At 41.1% G+C, this 20,230-nt stretch carries 13 protein-coding genes; 5 read left to right on the top strand and 8 right to left on the bottom strand.

The genetic code is table 11. The features are described 5' to 3' along the window. Positions 1 to 11: 11 nt before the first annotated feature. The 5 genes from U735_RS0111355 to cobA all read right to left on the bottom strand — a co-directional run bounded on the left by U735_RS0111355 (position 12) and on the right by cobA (position 8,547). Positions 12 to 3,545: a nitrate reductase gene (locus U735_RS0111355; protein WP_031443931.1), complete on the bottom strand. Its 3,534-nt coding sequence runs from the start codon at positions 3,543 to 3,545 to the stop codon at positions 12 to 14. A 207-nt stretch (positions 3,546 to 3,752) separates the two neighbouring features. Beyond that, the gene (locus U735_RS0111350) at positions 3,753 to 4,424 is read right to left on the bottom strand and encodes a response regulator transcription factor (protein WP_031443930.1); all 672 of its coding nucleotides are present in this window, start codon (positions 4,422 to 4,424) and stop codon (positions 3,753 to 3,755) included. Between the two features lie 223 nt (positions 4,425 to 4,647). Beyond that, entirely contained in the window at positions 4,648 to 5,931 is a 1,284-nt protein-coding gene (locus U735_RS0111345; RefSeq protein WP_031443929.1) for an alginate export family protein, read from the bottom strand. A gap of 223 nt (positions 5,932 to 6,154) precedes the next feature. Beyond that, the gene (locus U735_RS0111340; RefSeq protein WP_031443928.1) at positions 6,155 to 7,573 is read right to left on the bottom strand and encodes an MFS transporter; all 1,419 of its coding nucleotides are present in this window, start codon (positions 7,571 to 7,573) and stop codon (positions 6,155 to 6,157) included. A 206-nt stretch (positions 7,574 to 7,779) separates the two neighbouring features. After that, positions 7,780 to 8,547: a uroporphyrinogen-III C-methyltransferase gene (gene cobA, locus U735_RS0111335; RefSeq protein ID WP_031443927.1), complete on the bottom strand. Its 768-nt coding sequence runs from the start codon at positions 8,545 to 8,547 to the stop codon at positions 7,780 to 7,782. A 126-nt stretch (positions 8,548 to 8,673) separates the two neighbouring features. Between cobA and nirB the strand changes: the two genes are divergently transcribed. From nirB to U735_RS0111310, 5 genes are all read left to right on the top strand, one after another. After that, complete coding sequence (gene nirB / locus U735_RS0111330; protein WP_031443926.1) at positions 8,674 to 11,190, top strand: nitrite reductase large subunit NirB; 2,517 nt, start codon at positions 8,674 to 8,676, stop codon at positions 11,188 to 11,190. An 89-nt stretch (positions 11,191 to 11,279) separates the two neighbouring features. Further along, positions 11,280 to 11,657, top strand: coding sequence for a nitrite reductase small subunit NirD (gene nirD / locus U735_RS0111325; protein ID WP_031443925.1), 378 nt, complete (start codon positions 11,280 to 11,282; stop codon positions 11,655 to 11,657). 24 nt (positions 11,658 to 11,681) lie between these two features. Continuing rightward, positions 11,682 to 12,269 (top strand): DUF4202 domain-containing protein, encoded by a 588-nt coding sequence (locus tag U735_RS0111320; RefSeq protein ID WP_031443924.1) that lies wholly within the window; start codon positions 11,682 to 11,684, stop codon positions 12,267 to 12,269. 29 nt (positions 12,270 to 12,298) lie between these two features. After that, the gene (locus U735_RS0111315) at positions 12,299 to 14,146 is read left to right on the top strand and encodes a sensor histidine kinase (RefSeq protein ID WP_031443923.1); all 1,848 of its coding nucleotides are present in this window, start codon (positions 12,299 to 12,301) and stop codon (positions 14,144 to 14,146) included. A gap of 104 nt (positions 14,147 to 14,250) precedes the next feature. Beyond that, on the top strand, positions 14,251 to 14,625 hold the full coding sequence (locus U735_RS0111310; RefSeq protein WP_031443922.1) for a DUF7009 family protein: 375 nt from the start codon (positions 14,251 to 14,253) through the stop codon (positions 14,623 to 14,625). 132 nt (positions 14,626 to 14,757) lie between these two features. On the opposite strand, the gene U735_RS0111305 is transcribed toward U735_RS0111310, so the two are convergent. From U735_RS0111305 to U735_RS24585, 3 genes are all read right to left on the bottom strand, one after another. After that, complete coding sequence (locus tag U735_RS0111305; protein ID WP_031443921.1) at positions 14,758 to 16,221, bottom strand: potassium/proton antiporter; 1,464 nt, start codon at positions 16,219 to 16,221, stop codon at positions 14,758 to 14,760. Between the two features lie 175 nt (positions 16,222 to 16,396). Next, positions 16,397 to 19,738: a PVC-type heme-binding CxxCH protein gene (locus tag U735_RS25010; RefSeq protein ID WP_051892092.1), complete on the bottom strand. Its 3,342-nt coding sequence runs from the start codon at positions 19,736 to 19,738 to the stop codon at positions 16,397 to 16,399. Positions 19,739 to 19,813: 75 nt separating this feature from the next. After that, positions 19,814 to 20,227 (bottom strand): cupin domain-containing protein, encoded by a 414-nt coding sequence (locus tag U735_RS24585; protein ID WP_051892089.1) that lies wholly within the window; start codon positions 20,225 to 20,227, stop codon positions 19,814 to 19,816. Between the last annotated feature and the right edge of the window lie 3 nt (positions 20,228 to 20,230).

Below are 20,230 nucleotides of genomic sequence, written 5' to 3'. Positions count from 1 at the left end.
AGCGATATATTTTATGAGGTAACTGTTTGTAATTGTTTGCGTAAAATATCCTGTATTTCAGGTTTACAACTTCCGCAGCCAAGCCCTGCTCCAGTTTCTGAGCACAGTTTTGAGAAGTCTTCACATCCAGTATTGATTGTTTCAATTAGATTGCCCTCTCCGACCTGACTGCAGGAGCATACCAATTTTCCTTTTAAAGGGACAGAATTTTTTTGCCCTCTAAGTAGCTCGTTCCGTTTTTCCGATAGTTCAATTTCTTCCTCAATTAATCTTTTAAATTCGGCAAACTCGTTTTTATCTCCCATTAGGATAGCACCTTTTAGGGTATCATCCTTTACTATACATTTTTTGTAGTATTTCTTGCTGACATCCATTAGGATAATTTCCTCATAGCTATTGTCATCCAGAGGGGCATTCACCATACCCAGACTACAGAGGTCCAGATTTTCGAACTTTAAAATATTCATGAGGATAGATCCATTGTAAATACTGCTAAAGTCGCCCAAAATATATTTTGCCGCAGTATCGGCCTGTTGCTCGGCAGCCGATGTTATCCCAAAAAGGGCATTTCTAAATTCTGCAATTTCACCAAGGGCAAAAATATTTGGATCACTGGTCTGTAAATATTCATTGACTACCACTCCCCTGCCTGTTTTAAGATCGGAATGCTTTGCCAACTCAATATTGGGACGGGTACCAATAGCGTAAACAATGGCATTACATTTTATGGTCCTTCCTGTTTTTAAGGTAATTGAAAGGGAGTTTTTGTCATCCCTTTCCTCGAATACGGTACTTACTTCATTATCAAAATAAACTTTAATCCCGCGGTCGCTTACATCCTCGGCCAATAGTCGACTTGCAATTCTATCCAACTGTCTTTCCATTAATCTAGGGGCACGTTGAATGATACTTATATTAACATTTCTGTTCTTAAGCGCTGCCGCCAACTCCAATCCCAAAAGTCCACCTCCCACAATTACCACATGTTGCTCTTCTGATGGAAGGCCGGTATCCTCTAAATATTTTCGTAATTTATCGGCATCCCCACGCTCTCTCATCGTAAAACGACCTGGCATGTTTATTTGCACTTCACTTGGTACAAAGGCCCTACTTCCTGTAGCCATTACAAGTATATCATAGGCGTGCTCAAAACCATCATCGTCCATGACGGTTTTATTTTTCCTATCTATTTGGGTTACCCCTAAACCTGAATGTAGGGTAATATCCAATTTTTCGAGCTCGCCTTTTTTTAGTTTTTCCAGAGCTTCCCATGAGAGTTCCTCACTCACATATTCTGGGAGTAATACCCTATTGTAAAAAGGGTCTTTTTCCTTGGAGAAGACATGAAGCTCATCGGTTTCATTTTTTTCCCTATAGGTCTGGATAAATCTATAAGCCGCTGCTCCGGCCCCGATAATCAGAATTTTCTGTTTCGGCTTTACATACTTGGCCACCTCTACGGCACAATACTTAAAATCCGGTTCCTTGGATACCGGATCAACTAGGTCATTGGTCAAGTTATTTGCCCTTCCAAAATCATTATTCAGGACTTTGCCCCAATGCATTGGAAGGAAGACTACTTTCTCGCGTATATCAAAATTCACCTTCACTTTAACCCGGACCGTTCCTCTCCTGCTTTTTATCACGGCTATATCCCCATCCTTTAATTTTCGCAAATAGGCATCCACTTTGTTCATTTCCAAATATGGATCCGGAATATGGGTAAGCAGACGCTTCACCTTTCCGGTTTTTGTGCGGGTATGCCATTGGTCCCTTATCCTGCCTGTATTGAGAATTAAGGGGTATTCGGGGGTTGTTAATTCCGACTTATTGTAAAGTGAATAGGGAGCATTGAAGTGCGACTTCCTATCGTTGGTAAAGAATTGGTAATCCGTAAAGAGTCTGGGGGTACCCATATGTTTGTCGTGGGGTACCGGCCATTGAAAGCTACCTTCGTTCTTTAATCGATCATAGGATAAACCCGATATATCTATTTCGGTACCTTTTGTTAAAAGGCAGTGTTCGTCATATACTTCGCTGGCATTTTTATAGTCAAATCCATGATATCCCATTTTTTGTGCAAACTTCCATAAAATTTCTGCGTCCGGTAAAGCCTCTCCTGGCGCATCAATTACTTTGGGAAGATAACTTATCCGTCTCTCGGAATTGGTCATAGTCCCTTCCTTTTCCAACCAGCCTGCGGCAGGTAAGAGCAGGTCAGCAAATTTGGTCGTCTCCGAATTATGGGAAATATCCTGTACTACAACGAAATTGGCATTTTTTAATGCCTTTTCGGCCTTATGTACATTGGGCAAGCTCACAATTGGATTGGTACAGATAATCCATACCGCCTTCATCTTTCCATTTTCCAAAGCGTCGAACATCTCTGTGGCGGTATAGCCAGGCTCGGATTTTATTTCTTTTCCACCCCAAAAATCCGACACTTCCTTGCGGTGTTTGGGATTGCCCAATTCCCTATGGGCTGCGAGTAAGCTGGCCATACCCCCTACTTCCCTACCTCCCATGGCGTTGGGTTGCCCGGTAAGTGAAAATGGTCCGGCCCCAGGTTTTCCGATTTGTCCGGTAAGCAGTGACAGATTCATTAATGCCACGTTTTTGGAAACACCAATGACACTTTGGTTTAGCCCCATAGTCCACATACTTATAAAAGCATTGGCGTTGCCTATATACATGGCCGCCTTCTTGATGTCCTCTACAGGAATTCCACAAAGTTCAGCAGCCTTTTTCATTGAAAGTTGAAAGGCGCTATCCTTAACCGCATCGAAATTTACGGTATGCTTTTTAATGAAGTTCCTGTCTATTTTTTTCTTTTCAATCAACCAGCGGGCTATGGCATTGAAAAGAATTACATCCGTTCCAGGTAAAATTTGTAAATGAAGATCCGCCGCGGCACAGGTCTGTGTTTTCCTAGGGTCTACCACAATAATTTTTACGTCCGGATTGTTCTCCTTGTGATTTTCTATTCTTCTAAAAAGGATAGGATGGCACCAGGCAGGATTGGCCCCTGCAATAAGGAAACAATCCGATAGCTCTATGTCTTCATATGAAATAGGTACGGAATCCTCTCCCAACATTTTTTTATAACCCACTACGGCAGAACTCATGCAGAGTCTGGAATTGGTATCAATATTATTGGTACCTATAAAACCCTTGGTCAATTTATTAACTAAATAATATTCTTCAGTAAGACATTGGCCAGAAACATAGAAGCCTACACTATCAGGACCATGTTTTTCAATAATGCTCTTAAATACGGCAGCGGCCCTGTCAAAGGCAGTATCCCACGAAACTCTTTGTAAAGGGTGATTTCTGCTCCATCTCATTTCTGGATATAAGATCCGGTCACTAACATCCTGGGCCACGTAATTAAGATTCTTCCCTTTGGAACATAACATACCTTTGTTAACGGGATAATCTTGATCTCCTTCAACACTAATATTGCCCTTGGAGTCCTGTTCCACCACAATGCCGCACCCAACCCCACAGTAGGAGCAAATAGTTTTATGTTCGTTCTTTTTCTGCATAAAATCCTTGTATTAAAAGAAACCAATTAAATATGATCTAAAATTACCAAATTAAGTATAAATACGTAGTAATTTATTGATAATAGTTGGGCAGAATATTGACGAAAAGACAATAATATTGCTTTTTCATTGGATATTACAGAATACACCATTTATCAATTACATGATAAACCCCTGTAAATCAATAAAAAATCAGTTTTGACAGATTTAGATCAGCTTATATTCCTGTGCCTTTCTGGCCAGGTCCATTAGGTTATTTACGCCCATTTTTCTCATTAGATTAAAGCGATGTGTTTCAATGGTGCGTTTGCTTTTTTGAAGTTTTTCGGAAATTTGTTTATTGGTAAGCCCTGAAAGGACAAGTTCCAGTATTTGTAATTCCTTACTTGTAATCCCAAAGGAGTTATTTCCGTTTTTTGGCGGAAGCTTACTTTCCTGTTTTGTCTGTCCCTGACTCAACAGATTGTTTACCAAAACATTGGAAATATCACCACTGAAATATTTACCACCTTGTTCAACTGTGGAAATGGCCTTAAGAAATTCGGTTTTTCCGGTATCCTTCAGGAGATAGCCACTTGCTCCGGCATTTACCGATTTCAGGATGTACTCCTCGGAATCGTGCATGGAAAGTATAATGGATTTGGTGGTTGAAGAATGTTTTTTGAGTTCCTCTACGGCTTCTATACCATTCATTTCGGGCATTCGGATATCAATAATCAAGAGATCGGGTTTTTTATCCAATACCATTTGAACGGCCTCCTTGCCATTGGATACCTCACCGATCACCTCATAATTGGCATCTTCTTCCAACAATGCCCTAATACCATCCCTTACCAGGGAATGGTCATCGGCCAATACAATACGCGTTGTTTTATCCACAATAGTCTATTCTTTCCCAACAAATATAGGATAAAATTAAAACTAAGTATTCATACGGGGAAAATAGATGTTGCAATTTTGATTATAACCTCAATCACAAAGGCATTTTATCTATGGTTTATTGTGGTACCCCATTTTGGTCACGAGCCCTTTAATGAAGATGTACTGCTGTGGGTATTAAATCAAAAACCCCGATAATTTCGGGGCTTTGATGATTATTGGTCTATTTGGAAGTATTCAAAAATTTGGGTTTGATGACCAACATGGCCCATGCCCAGTTTTGGCTACTGGCGGCAGCATCCTCAGTGATACCCTTTAATTCATACATGCCATCATTGGCAAACATTTGGGAATAACCGAGTTGTAGGGAATAACCGTTGAATGCCTGTGAAAAAACAAGATCCAATTCTGTCCCCAATGATTTTTCCCCACTGGGCAATTCTTGTTCTCCACTAAAGTTAAGTGCCTTGACCATTAAGCTAGATTTCTCCCCAAGCTTGAAATTGGCACTTATATGAACATCGAACAAACCAACAGAATTGGCATGATTTCCTACGTAGAAATAATCCATAAATCCATTGAATTTATGATTGGTACCATACAGGGGGAAAAAGGCCTCTGTTTTATCGGTGGTACCGGCATCATTACCACTAATGATTTCCATACCGGCGCCAAGACTTACTTTGGCAGAAGCATTATAGTTGAAATCAAGTCCCAACAAATAAGCTCCTCCTACATCAACTGCACCTTGTCTTTCCCCAGTTTGAAGAAAAGCGTTCAAAGCAGCCCCGAAACTTCCCTTTTTATAATCTAAATGTGTGCCTAGGGTCTGTAAATTGCTTATACCGTCGGGTGTTGTACCATCAACTTCAAAATTCTGGAAGCCATTGTTCAACAGTAATAGGCTCCCGCTTAAGTTTTTCCAATTCTCCTTTAAATAAAGGTATTGCATGGTTTTATAGGAGAAGAACCCAGTAGTGTTATAGGCATTCCCAACCGATTGAAAACCACTTGGATTATCATAATCCTGGCTATAGGCCAATCCTAGATCCAACTGAAAACTCTCTTTGGCGTATTTTAATATAGCGGCATCATGGTTACGTGCCTGTTGTGTCCAGCCAACACTACCCATTATTCGCTGGTCATCATAGTCCAAGGTCTGTCTTCCCAATTTGGCGGAAAAATTACTTCCCAAATTTATATCTGCCCAAGCCTCGAAAACAGCGAAGGAATTATTCTCATCATCTGGTAGCAGCTGTCTGTTTTCGCCCCATACCATAACGTCTTGAAGGCTTAGATAAAATGTATAGGCATCAATAGTATAGCCCGCATTTAATCGGATACGGGTTGAAACCCCAAAACCGGCGTCTGCATCTTCGGCAATTATACTGCCAAAACCGTGACGTAATTCGGTTCGAGGTCTAAATTCCCCATCCAAGGTAAACTGTGCTTTGGCAATTGATCCATAAAGGGCTATTAGGGTAAATAAAAGATATATTCGTTTCATCTGTAGATAGGTATTTATTTTTTTAGGAGTAGAACCAGTAAACATAAGAATAAAATTGCCATTAATCGTCCAGGTTCCTGTAAAGAATTATTGTTTCCTGTGTCGTATTTTGATCAGAATTACGGAATGAAATAATCGCAATTATCCATTCCGTTTTCTGTTTTAAATTTCAGTGGTTTTTTGGGTAAAAGTGCCACAAGGGGCACGGCAGACAATTCCCCATTTATTTATCGACTCCTGATAATATAAGCTCTGCCTCAGTTTCTTCAATAACAGCCATTTCATCGGCCGTAGCAAACTTAATAGCCAGGGATAGAAGGGCTGCTAATACTATAAATCCTCCTATTACAAAAAATCCGCTGGATACTGCAGAAGCGGCAGCGGTAGTCTGGGCAGCCTTTACAGCCTGCTCGCCCAACTCGCTGTTGGCAGCTATGGCAGCACTTTCGGCCACGGCCGATTTGGATTTTAATAACATGGCGGCCAGAAAGGCCCCTACGTTTCCTCCCGCCCCAACAATTCCGGAAATAGATCCTATTGCCTTCTTGTTAATAAACGGCACAACTGAGAAAGTGGCGCCTTCTGCCATTTGAACGGTAAGACTAAAAGCTATCAAAAATATCATGCCAAATACCAGACTGGTGGTCACTGAAAAGATGGAAAGCATTAGGCCCTCCGTAGCCAGGATAAGTGCAAGAAAAACAACCCTGCCGCGCAAGCCACGGAACTTACCGAACAGGTCTCCAAAATAGCCGCCTAACGTCCGGGCAAAAATATTCATAAGGGCAAACGACAATACTAAATTTCCTGCCGTAGAACGATCCAGGCCAAATCTATTCTGAAGATAATCGTCCATGGTACCATATACTGTTAATTCTATTCCAAAACAAGTGGCGTAAACTAGAAACAAGATCCAGACCCTGTAATCCTTTAATGTGCTCAAGAAGGATACTTCATCTTTCTTTAAATTAGGCATTTTACCTGCCAGCTTCAATTCTTTAAAATTGCCTTCAGGCGTATCCCTGGTAAAGAAGTAATATATAAGTCCCATTGAGAAGCAAATAACCCCGGCAATTACCATAGAGTATCTCCAGGCAACTTCATCTGCAATTCCAAAACTAACAACTCCTGCTGCGATCAAGGGCATTCCCAATCGGTTGGCCCCTCCACCTAGATTTCCCCAGCCTGCGGACGTAGCATTTGCCGTACCTACTATATTGGGAGCGAACATTATGGAAGTATGGAATTGGGTTATTACGAAAGAAGCGCCAATAAAACCAATAAATAACCTACAAATTAGAAATTGTAGCGGGGTTTGTACAAAACCTAGAAGTATAACAGGGATGGAACCCAGAATCAATAAATAGGTATAGCATAATCTAGGACCATATTTATCACATAATTTTCCAATTAACAAACGGGCAAATACGGTTCCTGAAACAGCCAAAATAATGGAATTCCACTTTTGCGTTGGGGTCAATCCCAAGTCTTTGACAACATCGGGCATAAAAGGAACGATACCGAACCATGCAAAGAAACAAATGAAAAAGGCTATGGAGGTAATCCAAAAAGTACGTATTGGGATACTCCTCAAGTTTAAAAGTTCTAATTTCGTAGCTTTAGCAGAGACAAATTCTTTCATAACTGAATTGTTTATAGGATTAGTTATTTCGTTTAACAATTCAAAAATACGTATTTCTACGTATTATTACTTATTATTTTTACGTAATACTGTAAATAAGTAGTGTTTTTATGAAGGTGGGAAAATATTAAGCTTGCGATTGTGAAATTGTAATTAATTAGTTAGTCCTGTTGCCATATTGTAAATGTGAGGTTTTAGTTTGATACCTAATAGTAGAGTGCACGTTGGATTTCCTCTTCAAAAAAGGACGGATGTTCGGCTACTACTTCCCCAACTACTATTATTCCAGGTTGTGTAATATCTATTTGGTCAACAAGGGAGCCTGCATCTTTTAGAAGTCCAGTTACACAGGTTTCGTTCTCAACAGTTCCATTTTGAATAACGGCAAAAGGGGTTAGTCCATTTCTATTCTCAGCAATTTTATCAGCTATTTCCAAAAATCTACGTACTCCCATTAATATGATCATGGTAGCAGATGACTTGGCAGCAAGCTCCAGATCTTCGGAAAAGGAGCCATCGCGTTTTGTGGCTGTCATCACCCAAAAGCTGCTGCTTATTCCCCGTCTGGTTACCGGAATTCCCTGGCTGGCAGGAACGGCTATGGCACTGGTTACCCCTGGCACCACTGTTACAGGTATACCGAATGATTCCACGTATTCCAATTCTTCACTGGCTCTACCGAAAACAAAAGGATCACCTCCCTTTAATCGCACAACATGTCCGTGGATAAAGGCTTTTTCCACTATTAGTTTATTAATCTCCTCTTGGGTTAGGGAATGCTCTCCACATCTTTTCCCTACATAGATTTTGGGAATATCCGGATTTAGTTCCTGAAGTAAATCCGTACTTATAAGAGCATCATATAAGATTACATCTGCATCTTCCAATGTTCTATATCCTCTAATGGTAATAAGGTCGCTACTTCCCGGACCAGCACCTACTAAGCTAACTTTTGGGTCTTTGGATATACTCATGATTTCTACTTTTTTAGATGTGCAATTAAGAATTTCGCAACAAACCTACGTATTTATTTTCATAAAAACATATAAATATTACGTAATTATACGTAATATTGCTACGTAACATTTAATAGTATACGTATGAAGACCGTAATTGTAGTTGGAAATGGAATGGTTGGATACAAATTCTGTGAGAAATTTGTTTCCAAAGTTGACCAAGACTCCTTTAAACTAATTGTTTTCGGAGAAGAACCAAGAGTTGCCTATGATAGGGTACATTTAAGTGAGTATTTTGAAAATGGTGATGCGGAGCGTTTATCCATGGCTCCCAGAGAATGGTACCAGAAAAATAACATTGAACTTTATACCAATGAGAGGGTAACGGATATTCACAGAAATTCAAAAACAATTACCACCCTCAGCGAAAAGACCTTTAATTATGATTATTTGGTGTTGGCAACCGGCTCTAGTCCGTTTGTACCACAAATAAATGGAGTTGATAAGGATGGTGTGTTCGTTTATAGGACTATAGAAGATTTGGAAGATACCTTGGCCTATGCGGAAAAAATAAAGAAAACAGTAGAAAGGCCAAAGGCGGCCATTTTGGGGGGTGGACTATTAGGTCTTGAAGCGGCCAAGGCCGTTATGGATATGGGTATGGAGCCCCATGTGGTAGAGTTTGCCCCTAAATTAATGCCCAGACAGTTGGATACCAGGAGTAGTAAGGTATTACAGGTGAAGTTGGAATCTATGGGAATCAATATTCATTTGAGCAAAGCTACCAATCAGATTTTGGGCAATGGCCATGTCATAGGGATGGAATTTGGGGAAGATGATGTCCTTAATGTAGATATGTTGGTAATTTCCGCAGGAATAAGACCTAGGGACGAATTGGGAAAAAGTTGCGGCCTTAAAATGGGTACCAGAGGTGGTATAGTGGTGGATAATAAAATGAGAACTTCAGACCCCAGTATTTTTGCTATTGGTGAAATAGCCCTTTATAACCAAATGATCTATGGTCTGGTTGCTCCCGGATACGAGATGGCAGGTGTTGCAGTAGATCAAATTCTAGGTATTGAGGAGACGGTCATGGCAGCAGAGATAGATATGTCTACCAAACTTAAACTGATAGGTGTGGACGTAGCCAGTTTTGGAACTCCCTTTATGCCGGCAGAAAAAGGTCATTCCATCATTTTTGAAAACAAAACGGAGAGTCTATATAAAAGAATTAACGTAAGTCATGACGGCAAAAGGCTTCTGGGCGGAATCTTGGTAGGTGATGCCAAAGATTATAACATGCTCTTGCAGATGTATCTCAATGAAATGCCCTTGCCCAAAAATCCTGAAAATCTAATTTTAGGAAGTCGCGGTGGTGAGGATGTTTCATTTGGCAGTGCCATGGACCTACCGGATACGGCAGTGGTGTGCTCCTGTGAAGCGGTTACCAAAGGACAAATATGTTGCTCCGTAAAAGATGATGGCAACGAAAGCGTAAAAGCAATTTCCAAAGCTACCAAGGCAACTACTGGTTGCGGCGGGTGCAAACCAATGGTAGACGATTTGGTGAAGGAAACTCTCAAATCCCTGGGAAAAGTAGTTAAGGAGTCCATTTGCGAGCATTTTGAATATTCCAGACAGGAACTATATGATATTGTAAAACTTAGAAAAATTGAGGATTATGATTCGCTTTTGGACGAGGTTGGAAAAGGACATGGATGTGAAGTTTGTAAGCCTGCAGTAGCCTCTATATTCGCTAGTATATATAACGAAACTGCCAATAGGCAAGCAACCATACAGGACACGAATGATCGATATTTGGCCAATATTCAAAGGAACGGGACCTATTCCGTAGTTCCAAGGGTAGCAGCTGGAGAAATTACCCCAAAACAGCTTTTGGCCATCGGAAGAATAGCACAAAAATACGATCTGTACACCAAAATTACGGGCGGGCAACGTATAGACATGTTTGGGGCTCAATTGCACGAACTACCATTTATATGGGAGGAACTGATTGCGGAAGGCTTTGAAACGGGCCAGGCCTACGGAAAATCGCTGCGCACCGTGAAAAGTTGTGTAGGTTCTACGTGGTGTAGATATGGGATGGATGAAAGTGTGACTTTTGCCATTGATATAGAGAATCGCTATAAGGGCATACGTTCCCCGCACAAAATTAAGGGAGGTGTTTCCGGATGTATAAGGGAATGTGCAGAGGCCAGAAATAAGGATTTCGGTTTTATCGCTGTTGAAGGTGGATGGAACGTATATATTTGTGGAAATGGAGGAGCCAATCCACAGCATGCACAATTACTTGCCGAAAAGGTGGACAAGATTACGGCTACCAAATATGTAGATCGATTTTTAATGTACTATATACAAACCGCTCCTCCCCTAACCCGTACCGCTGCTTGGTTGGATAAACTGGAAGGTGGTATAGACTATGTTAAAGACGTGGTTATAAATGATAGCCTTGGCATTGCCGATCAGTTAGACAGCGAAATGCAGTATTTGGTGGACACCTACAAATGCGAATGGAAAGAGGCTGTAGAAAATCCAGAAATAAGGGCAAGATATACCCATTTTGTGAACGCCGAAGACACTGACGACAACATTGAATTTGTTTCCTTAAGGGAACAGAAAATGCCTAAGGCCTGGGTCTAGTTCTAAGGTTGGATCCAAATTTTTATAACTAATTAAAATATGTTCAATAAGGGGTCAACTAGCATTACGACCTTTAAAAATATAGACAGATGATTTCAATTTTAAACACTTACGAAGCAGTGGAACCAGAAAAAGTGAGTCTTTGGTTTAAGGCGGCCCCCGTGGAAAAATTTCCAGAAAACGGTGGTGCCTGTGTAAAATATAAGGGAATGCAAATTGCAGTTTTTAATTTTACAAGGGAAGGAACATGGTATGCCTGCCAGAATCTATGCCCCCATAAAATGGAAATGGTCCTTTCTCGGGGAATGATAGGAGAAGATCAAGGCGAACCCAAAGTAGCCTGTCCCCTGCATAAAAATTCCTTTTCCTTAAAAACGGGCAAGCATCTAAATGGGGATTTGAACAGCATAGCAACATATCCGGTTAAAATAGAGAACGACTTTGTTTATATTGGTTTTTCTGAATAGCTTTGGAAAAAACCAAAGTGAGTTATGGCCACAGAAAAATTGAAAAGTGCCTTTCGCCTGTTTGACGAAGCAAATGCCAATGATCCTAATGTAGAAGTATGGCAGGGCAAGGAGTATCCCAAGGAGTTGCTATATGCCATGAGAATGACAGAGAAGTTAAAAACATTTGATCCCGAGGCTCCGGAATCTTTACAGCTTACGGCTAGGTGTCAGCATATCCGCAGATGGGAGATACCAAGGGAATCCTATGAAATGAACAGGACGGGCTATTTAAAATGGAGGCAGGACCTGAAAAAATTTCATGCAGAGAAAGCTAGTGCCATTCTCCGGGAAGTGGGCTATGATCAAGAAATGATAGATAAGGTAGCTTTTTTATTGGAAAAGAAGCAACTCAAAAAAAATGCAGAGACACAGACTTTGGAAGATGTAATTTGTCTGGTATTTCTTGAATTCTATTTTGAGCCATTTTCACATAAATATCCGGAGGAAAAACTAATCGATATTCTTCAAAAAACATGGCGAAAAATGTCTGAAAAAGGTCATGACACGGCCTTGAAGCTACCCTTGTCAAAGGAATCGCTAGAGTTGGTAGGTAAAGCACTTAAGGGATAAAGTCTAAATTTGAACAACACTTTTGGGAAATGAACGAGGATAATTACCATGCACCCCTGGATACTACCACCTTTCTAAGGATCCGGAAGTGGTATTTATTGGCCTTGGCCGCTATTGCCTTAAGTATAGTTGTTGCCCAGATCTTGATTCAGCATCATTTAAATTCCCAACTGGACGATTCAAAAGTGATCAACGTTGCTGGCAGGCAAAGGGCCTATAGTCAAAAATTGACCAAGGAAGTACTTCTATTAAAGGAATTGTCCGATCCTGAACAGAGAAATCAAATATTTGCAGAATTAAGGGAAACCTTAACGGTTTGGAAAGAATCCCATCAAGCGCTTCAACACAGTGATGTGGCCATGGGTATTTCAAAGGATGAGAATGAGGAAGTCCAAGAGCTTTTTCATAAAATAAATCCTCATTACGATGCCATGGTAAGTGCCGTAGAAAATATCTTGGCCGATTTTAGGGAATCGGGAAAATCAATTCCGGACCAATTGTATGTTGATATCCTTTTGGAAAATGAGCGTACTTTTTTAACGATGATGGATGCCATCGTCAATAAATATGACGTCCTTAGTAAAACACATTTACAGAATTTAAAGTTTAAGGAATATCTATTATTGGCCATATCGCTCCTTATATTGATTTTGGAGATATTTTTCATATTTAAGCCTCTTTCCCTTCAAATTAGAAATACTATCAAGAATTTAATTGTCGCGCACAAAAAATCGGATGAAAATGCCAAGGAGATTAAAAAACTTTTCCAAGAAAAGGAAAAATCTTTACAGGAACTACAGGAGCTTAATTTTGTTATAGATAATGCCGCCCTTTTTGCAAGTGCCAAACAAGATGGAAATGTTGTTTTTATCAGTAAGAAGTTCAATGAACTTTTAGGGCGTAACGCTCAGGAGTTAAATAGGCCGTTATATGAAATATTGACAACAGATGAAGGGCAACAGCAATATCTGGCGGAAGTATTAAAAAGTAATAGGAAAAATATCAGGACCGAAGAAATAAAGATCAAAACTACTAAAGGGGAGTCGCTCTGGCTGGATATGTCCATTATCCCAATGCACCAATCCAGTGCCCAACAGTCCATTCTAATATTATGTTCAGATATAACGGAACGCAAGCAGAACGAACTAAAAGTAGCCCAGTTAACGCAGGCCAATTACGAAGAGACCATGAGGCAAAAGCAGTTACAGGCTAGCCAGATTGTTGAAGGTCAGGAGGAGGAGCGCAAAAGAATTGCCAAAGATATCCATGATGGCATTGGACAAATGTTGACTGCTTTGAAGTTTAATATAGAATCGATCAATTTAAGCAATAAGGAAAAAACGGCCGAGAAAATAGAATACATTAAAAGCCTTGCGAGCGATTTGATCAAAGGAGTGCGCACTGCCACTTTTAACCTGACCCCTCCGGAACTTAGTGATCATGGGATTTTTCCCGCATTGCACAAAATGACCCATGAACTCTCCAAGCTTACCGGTAAAAATATACTCTTCGAAAATAAGACTGAAGAGAACATACGTTTTAATTCCTTGGCAGAAACAAATATTTATCGCGTAGTACAGGAAGCGGTAAATAATGCCATAAAGTACGCCGAGGCCAATTATATTTTGGTTACCATTAACTTTAATGACAATATTTTAAGTGTAGTCATCGATGATGATGGCAAGGGCTTTGACGATACCATATTGGGAAAGGTACCCAAAAATACAAGCGAAGGTGGTATGGGACTTTTCTTTATGAAAGAGAGAATGAACTATATCAACGGGCGTCTTTTTATTAATTCCATTCCCGGCAAGGGTACCAGGGTAACCATTAACTATAAAACGGATAGCAGGGAACTAATTGTTGCGGAGGAGTAATTCTTGTCCAAAGCGTGATTTTACTGTGTTTAGAAATGACTTCACAGTAAAGTAAGGGCAATGGTTTCTTTGACAGGACGTTTATTATTAAAGTTAGATTTAAAATGAAAATAAGGATTAAAGGAAACTCAATACGCTATAGACTAACCAAGACAGAGGTGGAAACCTTTTGTAAAGAGGGACTGTATGAGGAGCAGACAGAGTTTAAGGACCACATCTTTAAATATGTATTGCGGAGCAAGAATAATATTTCCCATTTGGAAGCTGATTTTAAAAACGATACCATTATAATGTACCTTCCTGAAAAGGATAAATTGGTCTGGGCAAATAGCGATCGTGTAGGATTTCAACACACCATTGTCATGGAAAATGGCAAGGAACTATTTCTACTTTTGGAAAAGGATTTTGTCTGTTTGGATGAAACCATAGAAGATCAATCCGATAATTACCCCAATCCTTTGATGGACAAAAAGGAATAGTACTAGCCATATAGAACAGGGTGAAAACTAAAAATATTTTGAAATCGAATAGCTTTATTCAGCTTATCTTGTTATGCTGTATTTTGTAACAAAACGGATCATCACGGTAGCATGAAAGAAAATGTTTTTAGGCTATTCTATCCTCAGTGTTTTATATACTTCTTCTATTATTTTTTGTTGATCCGCTAAAACAATTAGTGTATCCTCACTCTCAATTTTAGTAGATCCACTAGGGGTGATAAATTTATCCCCCCTTTTGATCATGGCAATTATCGCATTTTTTGGAAAGCCCAATTCAACAATCTTTTTGTTGGCGGCATAACAGTCCGAACCTACGGCTATTTCCCTCATAATAGTCTTTGGATCTTCAGAAAACAATAGATCTGTAGGTGTTAGCTTCTTTGCTTTTTCAGGTATTGCAACGTCCAACCATTTAGCTACGATAGAGAGTGTAGTTCCTTGAATTAAAATAGAAGTCACCGATATGAAGAAAACTATATTGAATATCATGTGGGCTTTGTCTATTCCGGCCAAGAGTGGATAGGTGGCAAATACGATGGGCACCGCTCCACGTAAACCCACCCAAGAAATATAAAATCGTCTTTTCATCCGCATCTTGAAAAAAATCAGACTAAGAAAAACACTGATAGGACGTGCAATCAAAATGAGAAATAACGAAATAAGTAGACCTATTCCGATGTACGGAATAATTTGAGACGGGAATACCAAAAGGCCCAGGGTAAGGAACAGCACTATTTGCATTAACCAGGCCAGACCATCGAACATTTTTAGAATGGTTTTCTTATGTATCAAATCCTGATTTCCAAGATATACGGCACATATGTATATGGCGAGAAAACCATTTCCGCCAACAAAGTTGGTTGCAGAAAATGTAACGAACATCAGGGCTATTACTAAAACCGGGTAGAGACCTTCAAAGTCGAGCTTAAGGCCGTTGATTATGTATTTACTCAGTTTCCCAAAACCGAAACCTGCTGCTCCACCCAAGATCATCTGCTGTAAAAACAATGGTATCATAGAAAAAACACTTTGATCTTGATGAATCACCAAAGTCAAGAATGCAAGGGTTAAAACATAAGCCATCGGGTCGTTACTACCGCTTTCCAATTCCAGGGTAGGTCTTAGATTGGTTTTTAAGGCCATGCTTTTGGATCGCAAAATGGAAAAAACGGCAGCAGCATCCGTAGAGGAGACAATGGAACCCAGCAGCATACTTTCATATATGGTGAAGTCGGTAATAAACCATACAAATGTACCTAAGGTAAGGGCGGTGAATAATACTCCCAATGTCGACAATACAAGCCCTTCCTTCAAAATAGGCCTAACAGAGCCCCAATTGGTATCCAGTCCTCCTGAGAATAATATAAAGTTAAGGGATACGATGCCAATGAATTGTGCAATTTTAGGGTCATCGAATCGGATTCCCCCAATGCCATCAGAACCGGCCAACATTCCAATCCCCAAAAACAATAATAAGGTAGGGACTCCAAATTTATATGAAGTCTTACCGACGACTATACTTATAAAAAGTAGTATAGAACCGACTAGAAGTATATTTTCAGTGGTTATATTCATTTAGGTGGAATTAAATTGTATTTCCGTAAAAATAAGGGTTCTTATTCAAGATTGTATTTAAAATTGAATATTGATTTCATTCCTCAGTATAAAGGATTTTAGCTAAAATATTCTGCCATCCTCCATGCCCCTACTTTAGTCACTAATGTTGTCTGAATGCCCACATGGTCCTATACTATTTTTCCACCCAATTTACACTGTTTCTTAAAATGGTTTGGTAGGCCTTGTGCCCATGCGCCCTTTCATCGTGGCCCAAGGTGTTACCAACAATCTTGGCCTTGGGATGTTTTACTATCCAGACCGTTGGATATTCTTCCCCAGATTTTAAGCCTCTACTTACTGCTAGAACCTCTATTTCCGCTCCGGGGTCCTTTTCCCATCGGTACAATTCGTCCACGATCCTGAATTTGGAAGGCACGCCTTTCATTAGGGGATGATCTGGCTTAACTACCCTTACTTCAAATTCCTGCAGATCTTCGTGGGATCTGGATCCTCCCCCAACCAGGGTTTTGTTGTATTCCGGCCAGTCTTCCCAATTGTACCAGGTACTGGGGTGGTAGATAAGCAAATTCATGTCCCCTGCGTTTACACGGTTGATAATGGTATTCCTGGTATTTTTATCCAAAGGTTTGTTGTTGCTTAATAAAAGCACATCGGTCGTTGGAAGCAAGGTTCCCAATTCCATTGAATTTTCCGTGTATATGAACGTGTTCTTCCCGCCTTCACTAAGGATTTCACCATCGGCAACTCCAAAAAATTTAAGGAAGTCATGGGAACCACCACCGCCCATGGCCGAGATTTTCAGAGCTTCCTTATCCTCGGAGATGTAGGACCCAGGGGCTGTTACTACAATTACCCCTTGCATCATTCGCCAATGGCCGGGAAAAGTACAGACATAGGGATAAATTCCCGGTGTGTCCGGAAGTTTAAAAATTACAGATCCGGTAACTCCTGGTGTCAACATATCCGTTGCCCCAAGCACATATCTTGATTTTGGAACATATCCCATCTTTTCTGCTTCAGGATTCTTCAGGAACCCATCTACCATGGCCCCGAAAGTTTCCACACTACCAGGTTGGATGACCACTAAATTATGGGACATCTGATCCTTATTGTTCAATACTATTTCCACTGTCTGTCCTGCCGTGGCGTGAAGTGTCTTTTTATCAAAAGCCATTTCCTGATTTACGGTATTGAGGACAAAGGTTACATCGGCCTTTATTTTTCCGACCTTGCCTATACCCATATCAATGTGTTGATTCCCTCCAGTATTAACACAGTGAATGGCAATTAAATTCTTGCCTTTCCTGAATAATCCGCCTTTTTCGCTATCGAGCTTTATGTATTTATAAGCTTCACTGGATCCGGTTTCCGATATCAAAAGTTGGCCATTTACATATATTTCATAGTCGTCATCATGGGCTATTTTGATAACAGGTTCCGTAATTTCATCAGAAACAAGCACTTCTTGACGCATCCAGATATCCGAACTGCTCCATGGGGTGTTTACCTGTTTCATATTATCACCTCCAAACTTGGCTGTACCCTTTTTCCAATCGGAATCATCGAATTCCAATTTCGTCCAGTTATCGGCAGGTTGATCGGTAGTGTAGTTCCAAGTGGATTTTTTTTCTTCTGCCGAGGGAACCAACATAACTACGCTTGAAGGGTTTACCTCTTGAAAGTTCAATTCCCTGAAATAAATTTTTATGGCGGCATTGATCCATTTGTCAGAAGTGCTGGCTTCGTCCTTGGACAATTTTTCTATTTCAGTATATAATGCGTTGGATTCCGGTAATTCCCCTGCACGCAGTACCGCAGCAAGCTTGATCTGTGGGTCTGTACTGCTTAATAGGCCGGATTGTGCCAAGATTTCACTACTTTCTTTTGTTGCGGGCAACAAAGCCAGTGCGGCCCGTTTTACCCCATATGAGCTACTGGTCAATGCTTTCTGGACCACCTCGTTGGCTTCTGTATTGGAACCATTGAGAGCGCCCAGGCCTTTTAAGGTCCATAGGGCGTGCAAGGCGCCGGCATTGAGGCCGCTTTTATCAATATTGTTATTGTCACCCGCCAATTTGATCAGGTCCGGGATCAAGGAGACCTTCTTGTTCTCCACTATTAAACGCTGGGCCGTAGTTCTCCAGAACATATTATCGCTTTCAAGCCCTTCCAGTAGTGCTTCATCATCCTCGGGATCCAGGGAGGTGATATCCGGATCATCACCGTCCTCATGGGTAATTACGTATATCCTCCCATGGCCATAATCGCGCAGTTTATTTAAATGGGCGTTGCCCTCACCCTTATCCGCGTTCCAGATCTGGTTGTCCATCCCTCTTTTGTCCGGGTTGTGCTGGATCACGGGATTGTACCAGTCCGCTACCCATAGATTACCGTCCGGGCCGGTCTCGGCAAAAACCGGTGCGGTCCAGGCATCGGTACTGGCAAAAATATTGCCACCGTCTACCTCCTTATACCCTGCCCCATCCTTGACTATTTTTGCAATATGTACCAAGTGTCCGGTTGGTTCGCAAACATACATTTGATTTTGGTAGGCCTCCGGATAGTTTCGCGCAGTATAGAAATTGGCGCCGGAGGCAGCCGTATACCCTCCCCGTACATCTACCTGTTGCAGCGGAATGGTATCTACAGGGGTAATTTCATAGTGCCCCTGGATAAAGTCCGCATTGACAGCCCAAGAGGGCATTTTGTTCAAATAATCATAATGTTTTAAAGGTATCCCAACATAACAGCAGTGGTTATTGTTGGCAGTAGATCCAAATATTTCAAAATTCTCGTTAAAACCGAGTCCCCAGGTATTGTTGTTGAATTGCCCCACCGGTTCAAAATAGGAACCGTCCTTGGCAAATTTGTAAACGCCCATCTTGAATTCTACAGGCTTGCCCCGGAACTGATTTTCAAAGCCCGAATAACCTACGGAGCCCCATATCATGTTATCGACCCCATAGCGTAGATTCGATGGCCCAGCATGGGTGTCCCAGGTTCCAAAACCTTCGAACATAACGGTACGCTTGTCCATTTTGTCGTCCCCATCGGTATCTTCCAGAAAAACCATATTTGGAGCCTGCGACACAATGGCACCACCTTTTACCAAGGTAATTCCGGTTGTTAGATTTTGATCCGTGGCATAATCGGTAAATTTATCGGCACTGCCGTCCCCATTGGTATCCTCACAGATGGTAATCCTATCCCCTCCAACATCATTGGCAAGTCCATGTGGGTAATCCTTGGACTGTACCACCCATAGCCTTCCCCTTTCGTCCCAGGTAAAGGCTATGGGGTTAATAATATTGGGCTCGGCGGCATATAGCTCCGCTTTGAACCCCTCCGGAAGCTGGATATGCTTTTGGGAATCCTCAGGACTTAACGGATCCTGGACCCTTGGGTTCTCTCCCGTATAGGTCAATGGCGGGGGCGGCTCCTTTTCCCCGGAGCAGCTTGATAAAATTACCATTCCACAAAATAGTATTGAGAGGTAAGCGGTTGCATTTTTCATTTTTAAAATTTTATGTTATAAATTACTATAGCCAAGCGCAAATGAAATAGATTCTAGAAAAGGCAATATATTGGATTATTGGATTCTTGGACGATATTCCGAATAAGGAGCATTTTCACTAACATCCACAGTACCCGCTCCCCATCCTTCAGGAGGGGACAGGATGGCCAGAAACTCCAGTTCCCCCTGTCCGGCATTAAAAGTACCGTGTGCCACATTGGCCCCTATGTAAACGGAGTCGCCCGCCTCCAAAAGCTGCATTTCATCTTCTATCCATTGTTCGGCCGTGCCTTTAAGGACGTAAAGAATTTCATGCATTTCCGGATGTACGTGAAAATTATGTCCCCCGCCCTCAGGCATTACCACCTTCACCATATAGGAGTCGGCCTGTTTTATAATTTCGGGATGATAATGCCAATGATGGTCCCGCCCGAAGGCCCTTTCGAACATTTGGTCTTTTTCCTTGACGAATTTCCAATTCCTTTCCATAGA

Source organism: Arenibacter algicola (assembly GCF_000733925.1).
GTDB lineage: Bacteria > Bacteroidota > Bacteroidia > Flavobacteriales > Flavobacteriaceae > Arenibacter > Arenibacter algicola.
Note: the sequence above shows the minus strand (reverse complement) of the source record. Positions and strands in the feature narration are given on the sequence as shown.

What these genes read in the sequence shown, in the direction of transcription:
- U735_RS0111310 (WP_031443922.1), top strand. Translation starts at nt 14,251, where the DNA reads ATGAAAATAAGGATTAAAGGAAACTCAATACGCTATAGACTAACCAAG.
- U735_RS0111345 (WP_031443929.1), bottom strand. Translation starts at nt 5,931, where the DNA reads ATGAAACGAATATATCTTTTATTTACCCTAATAGCCCTTTATGGATCA.
- U735_RS0111355 (WP_031443931.1), bottom strand. Translation starts at nt 3,545, where the DNA reads ATGCAGAAAAAGAACGAACATAAAACTATTTGCTCCTACTGTGGGGTT.
- U735_RS0111305 (WP_031443921.1), bottom strand. Translation starts at nt 16,221, where the DNA reads ATGAATATAACCACTGAAAATATACTTCTAGTCGGTTCTATACTACTT.
- U735_RS0111340 (WP_031443928.1), bottom strand. Translation starts at nt 7,573, where the DNA reads ATGAAAGAATTTGTCTCTGCTAAAGCTACGAAATTAGAACTTTTAAAC.
- U735_RS25010 (WP_051892092.1), bottom strand. Translation starts at nt 19,738, where the DNA reads ATGAAAAATGCAACCGCTTACCTCTCAATACTATTTTGTGGAATGGTA.
- nirD (WP_031443925.1), top strand. Translation starts at nt 11,280, where the DNA reads ATGATTTCAATTTTAAACACTTACGAAGCAGTGGAACCAGAAAAAGTG.
- nirB (WP_031443926.1), top strand. Translation starts at nt 8,674, where the DNA reads ATGAAGACCGTAATTGTAGTTGGAAATGGAATGGTTGGATACAAATTC.
- U735_RS24585 (WP_051892089.1), bottom strand. Translation starts at nt 20,227, where the DNA reads ATGGAAAGGAATTGGAAATTCGTCAAGGAAAAAGACCAAATGTTCGAA.
- cobA (WP_031443927.1), bottom strand. Translation starts at nt 8,547, where the DNA reads ATGAGTATATCCAAAGACCCAAAAGTTAGCTTAGTAGGTGCTGGTCCG.
- U735_RS0111315 (WP_031443923.1), top strand. Translation starts at nt 12,299, where the DNA reads ATGAACGAGGATAATTACCATGCACCCCTGGATACTACCACCTTTCTA.
- U735_RS0111320 (WP_031443924.1), top strand. Translation starts at nt 11,682, where the DNA reads ATGGCCACAGAAAAATTGAAAAGTGCCTTTCGCCTGTTTGACGAAGCA.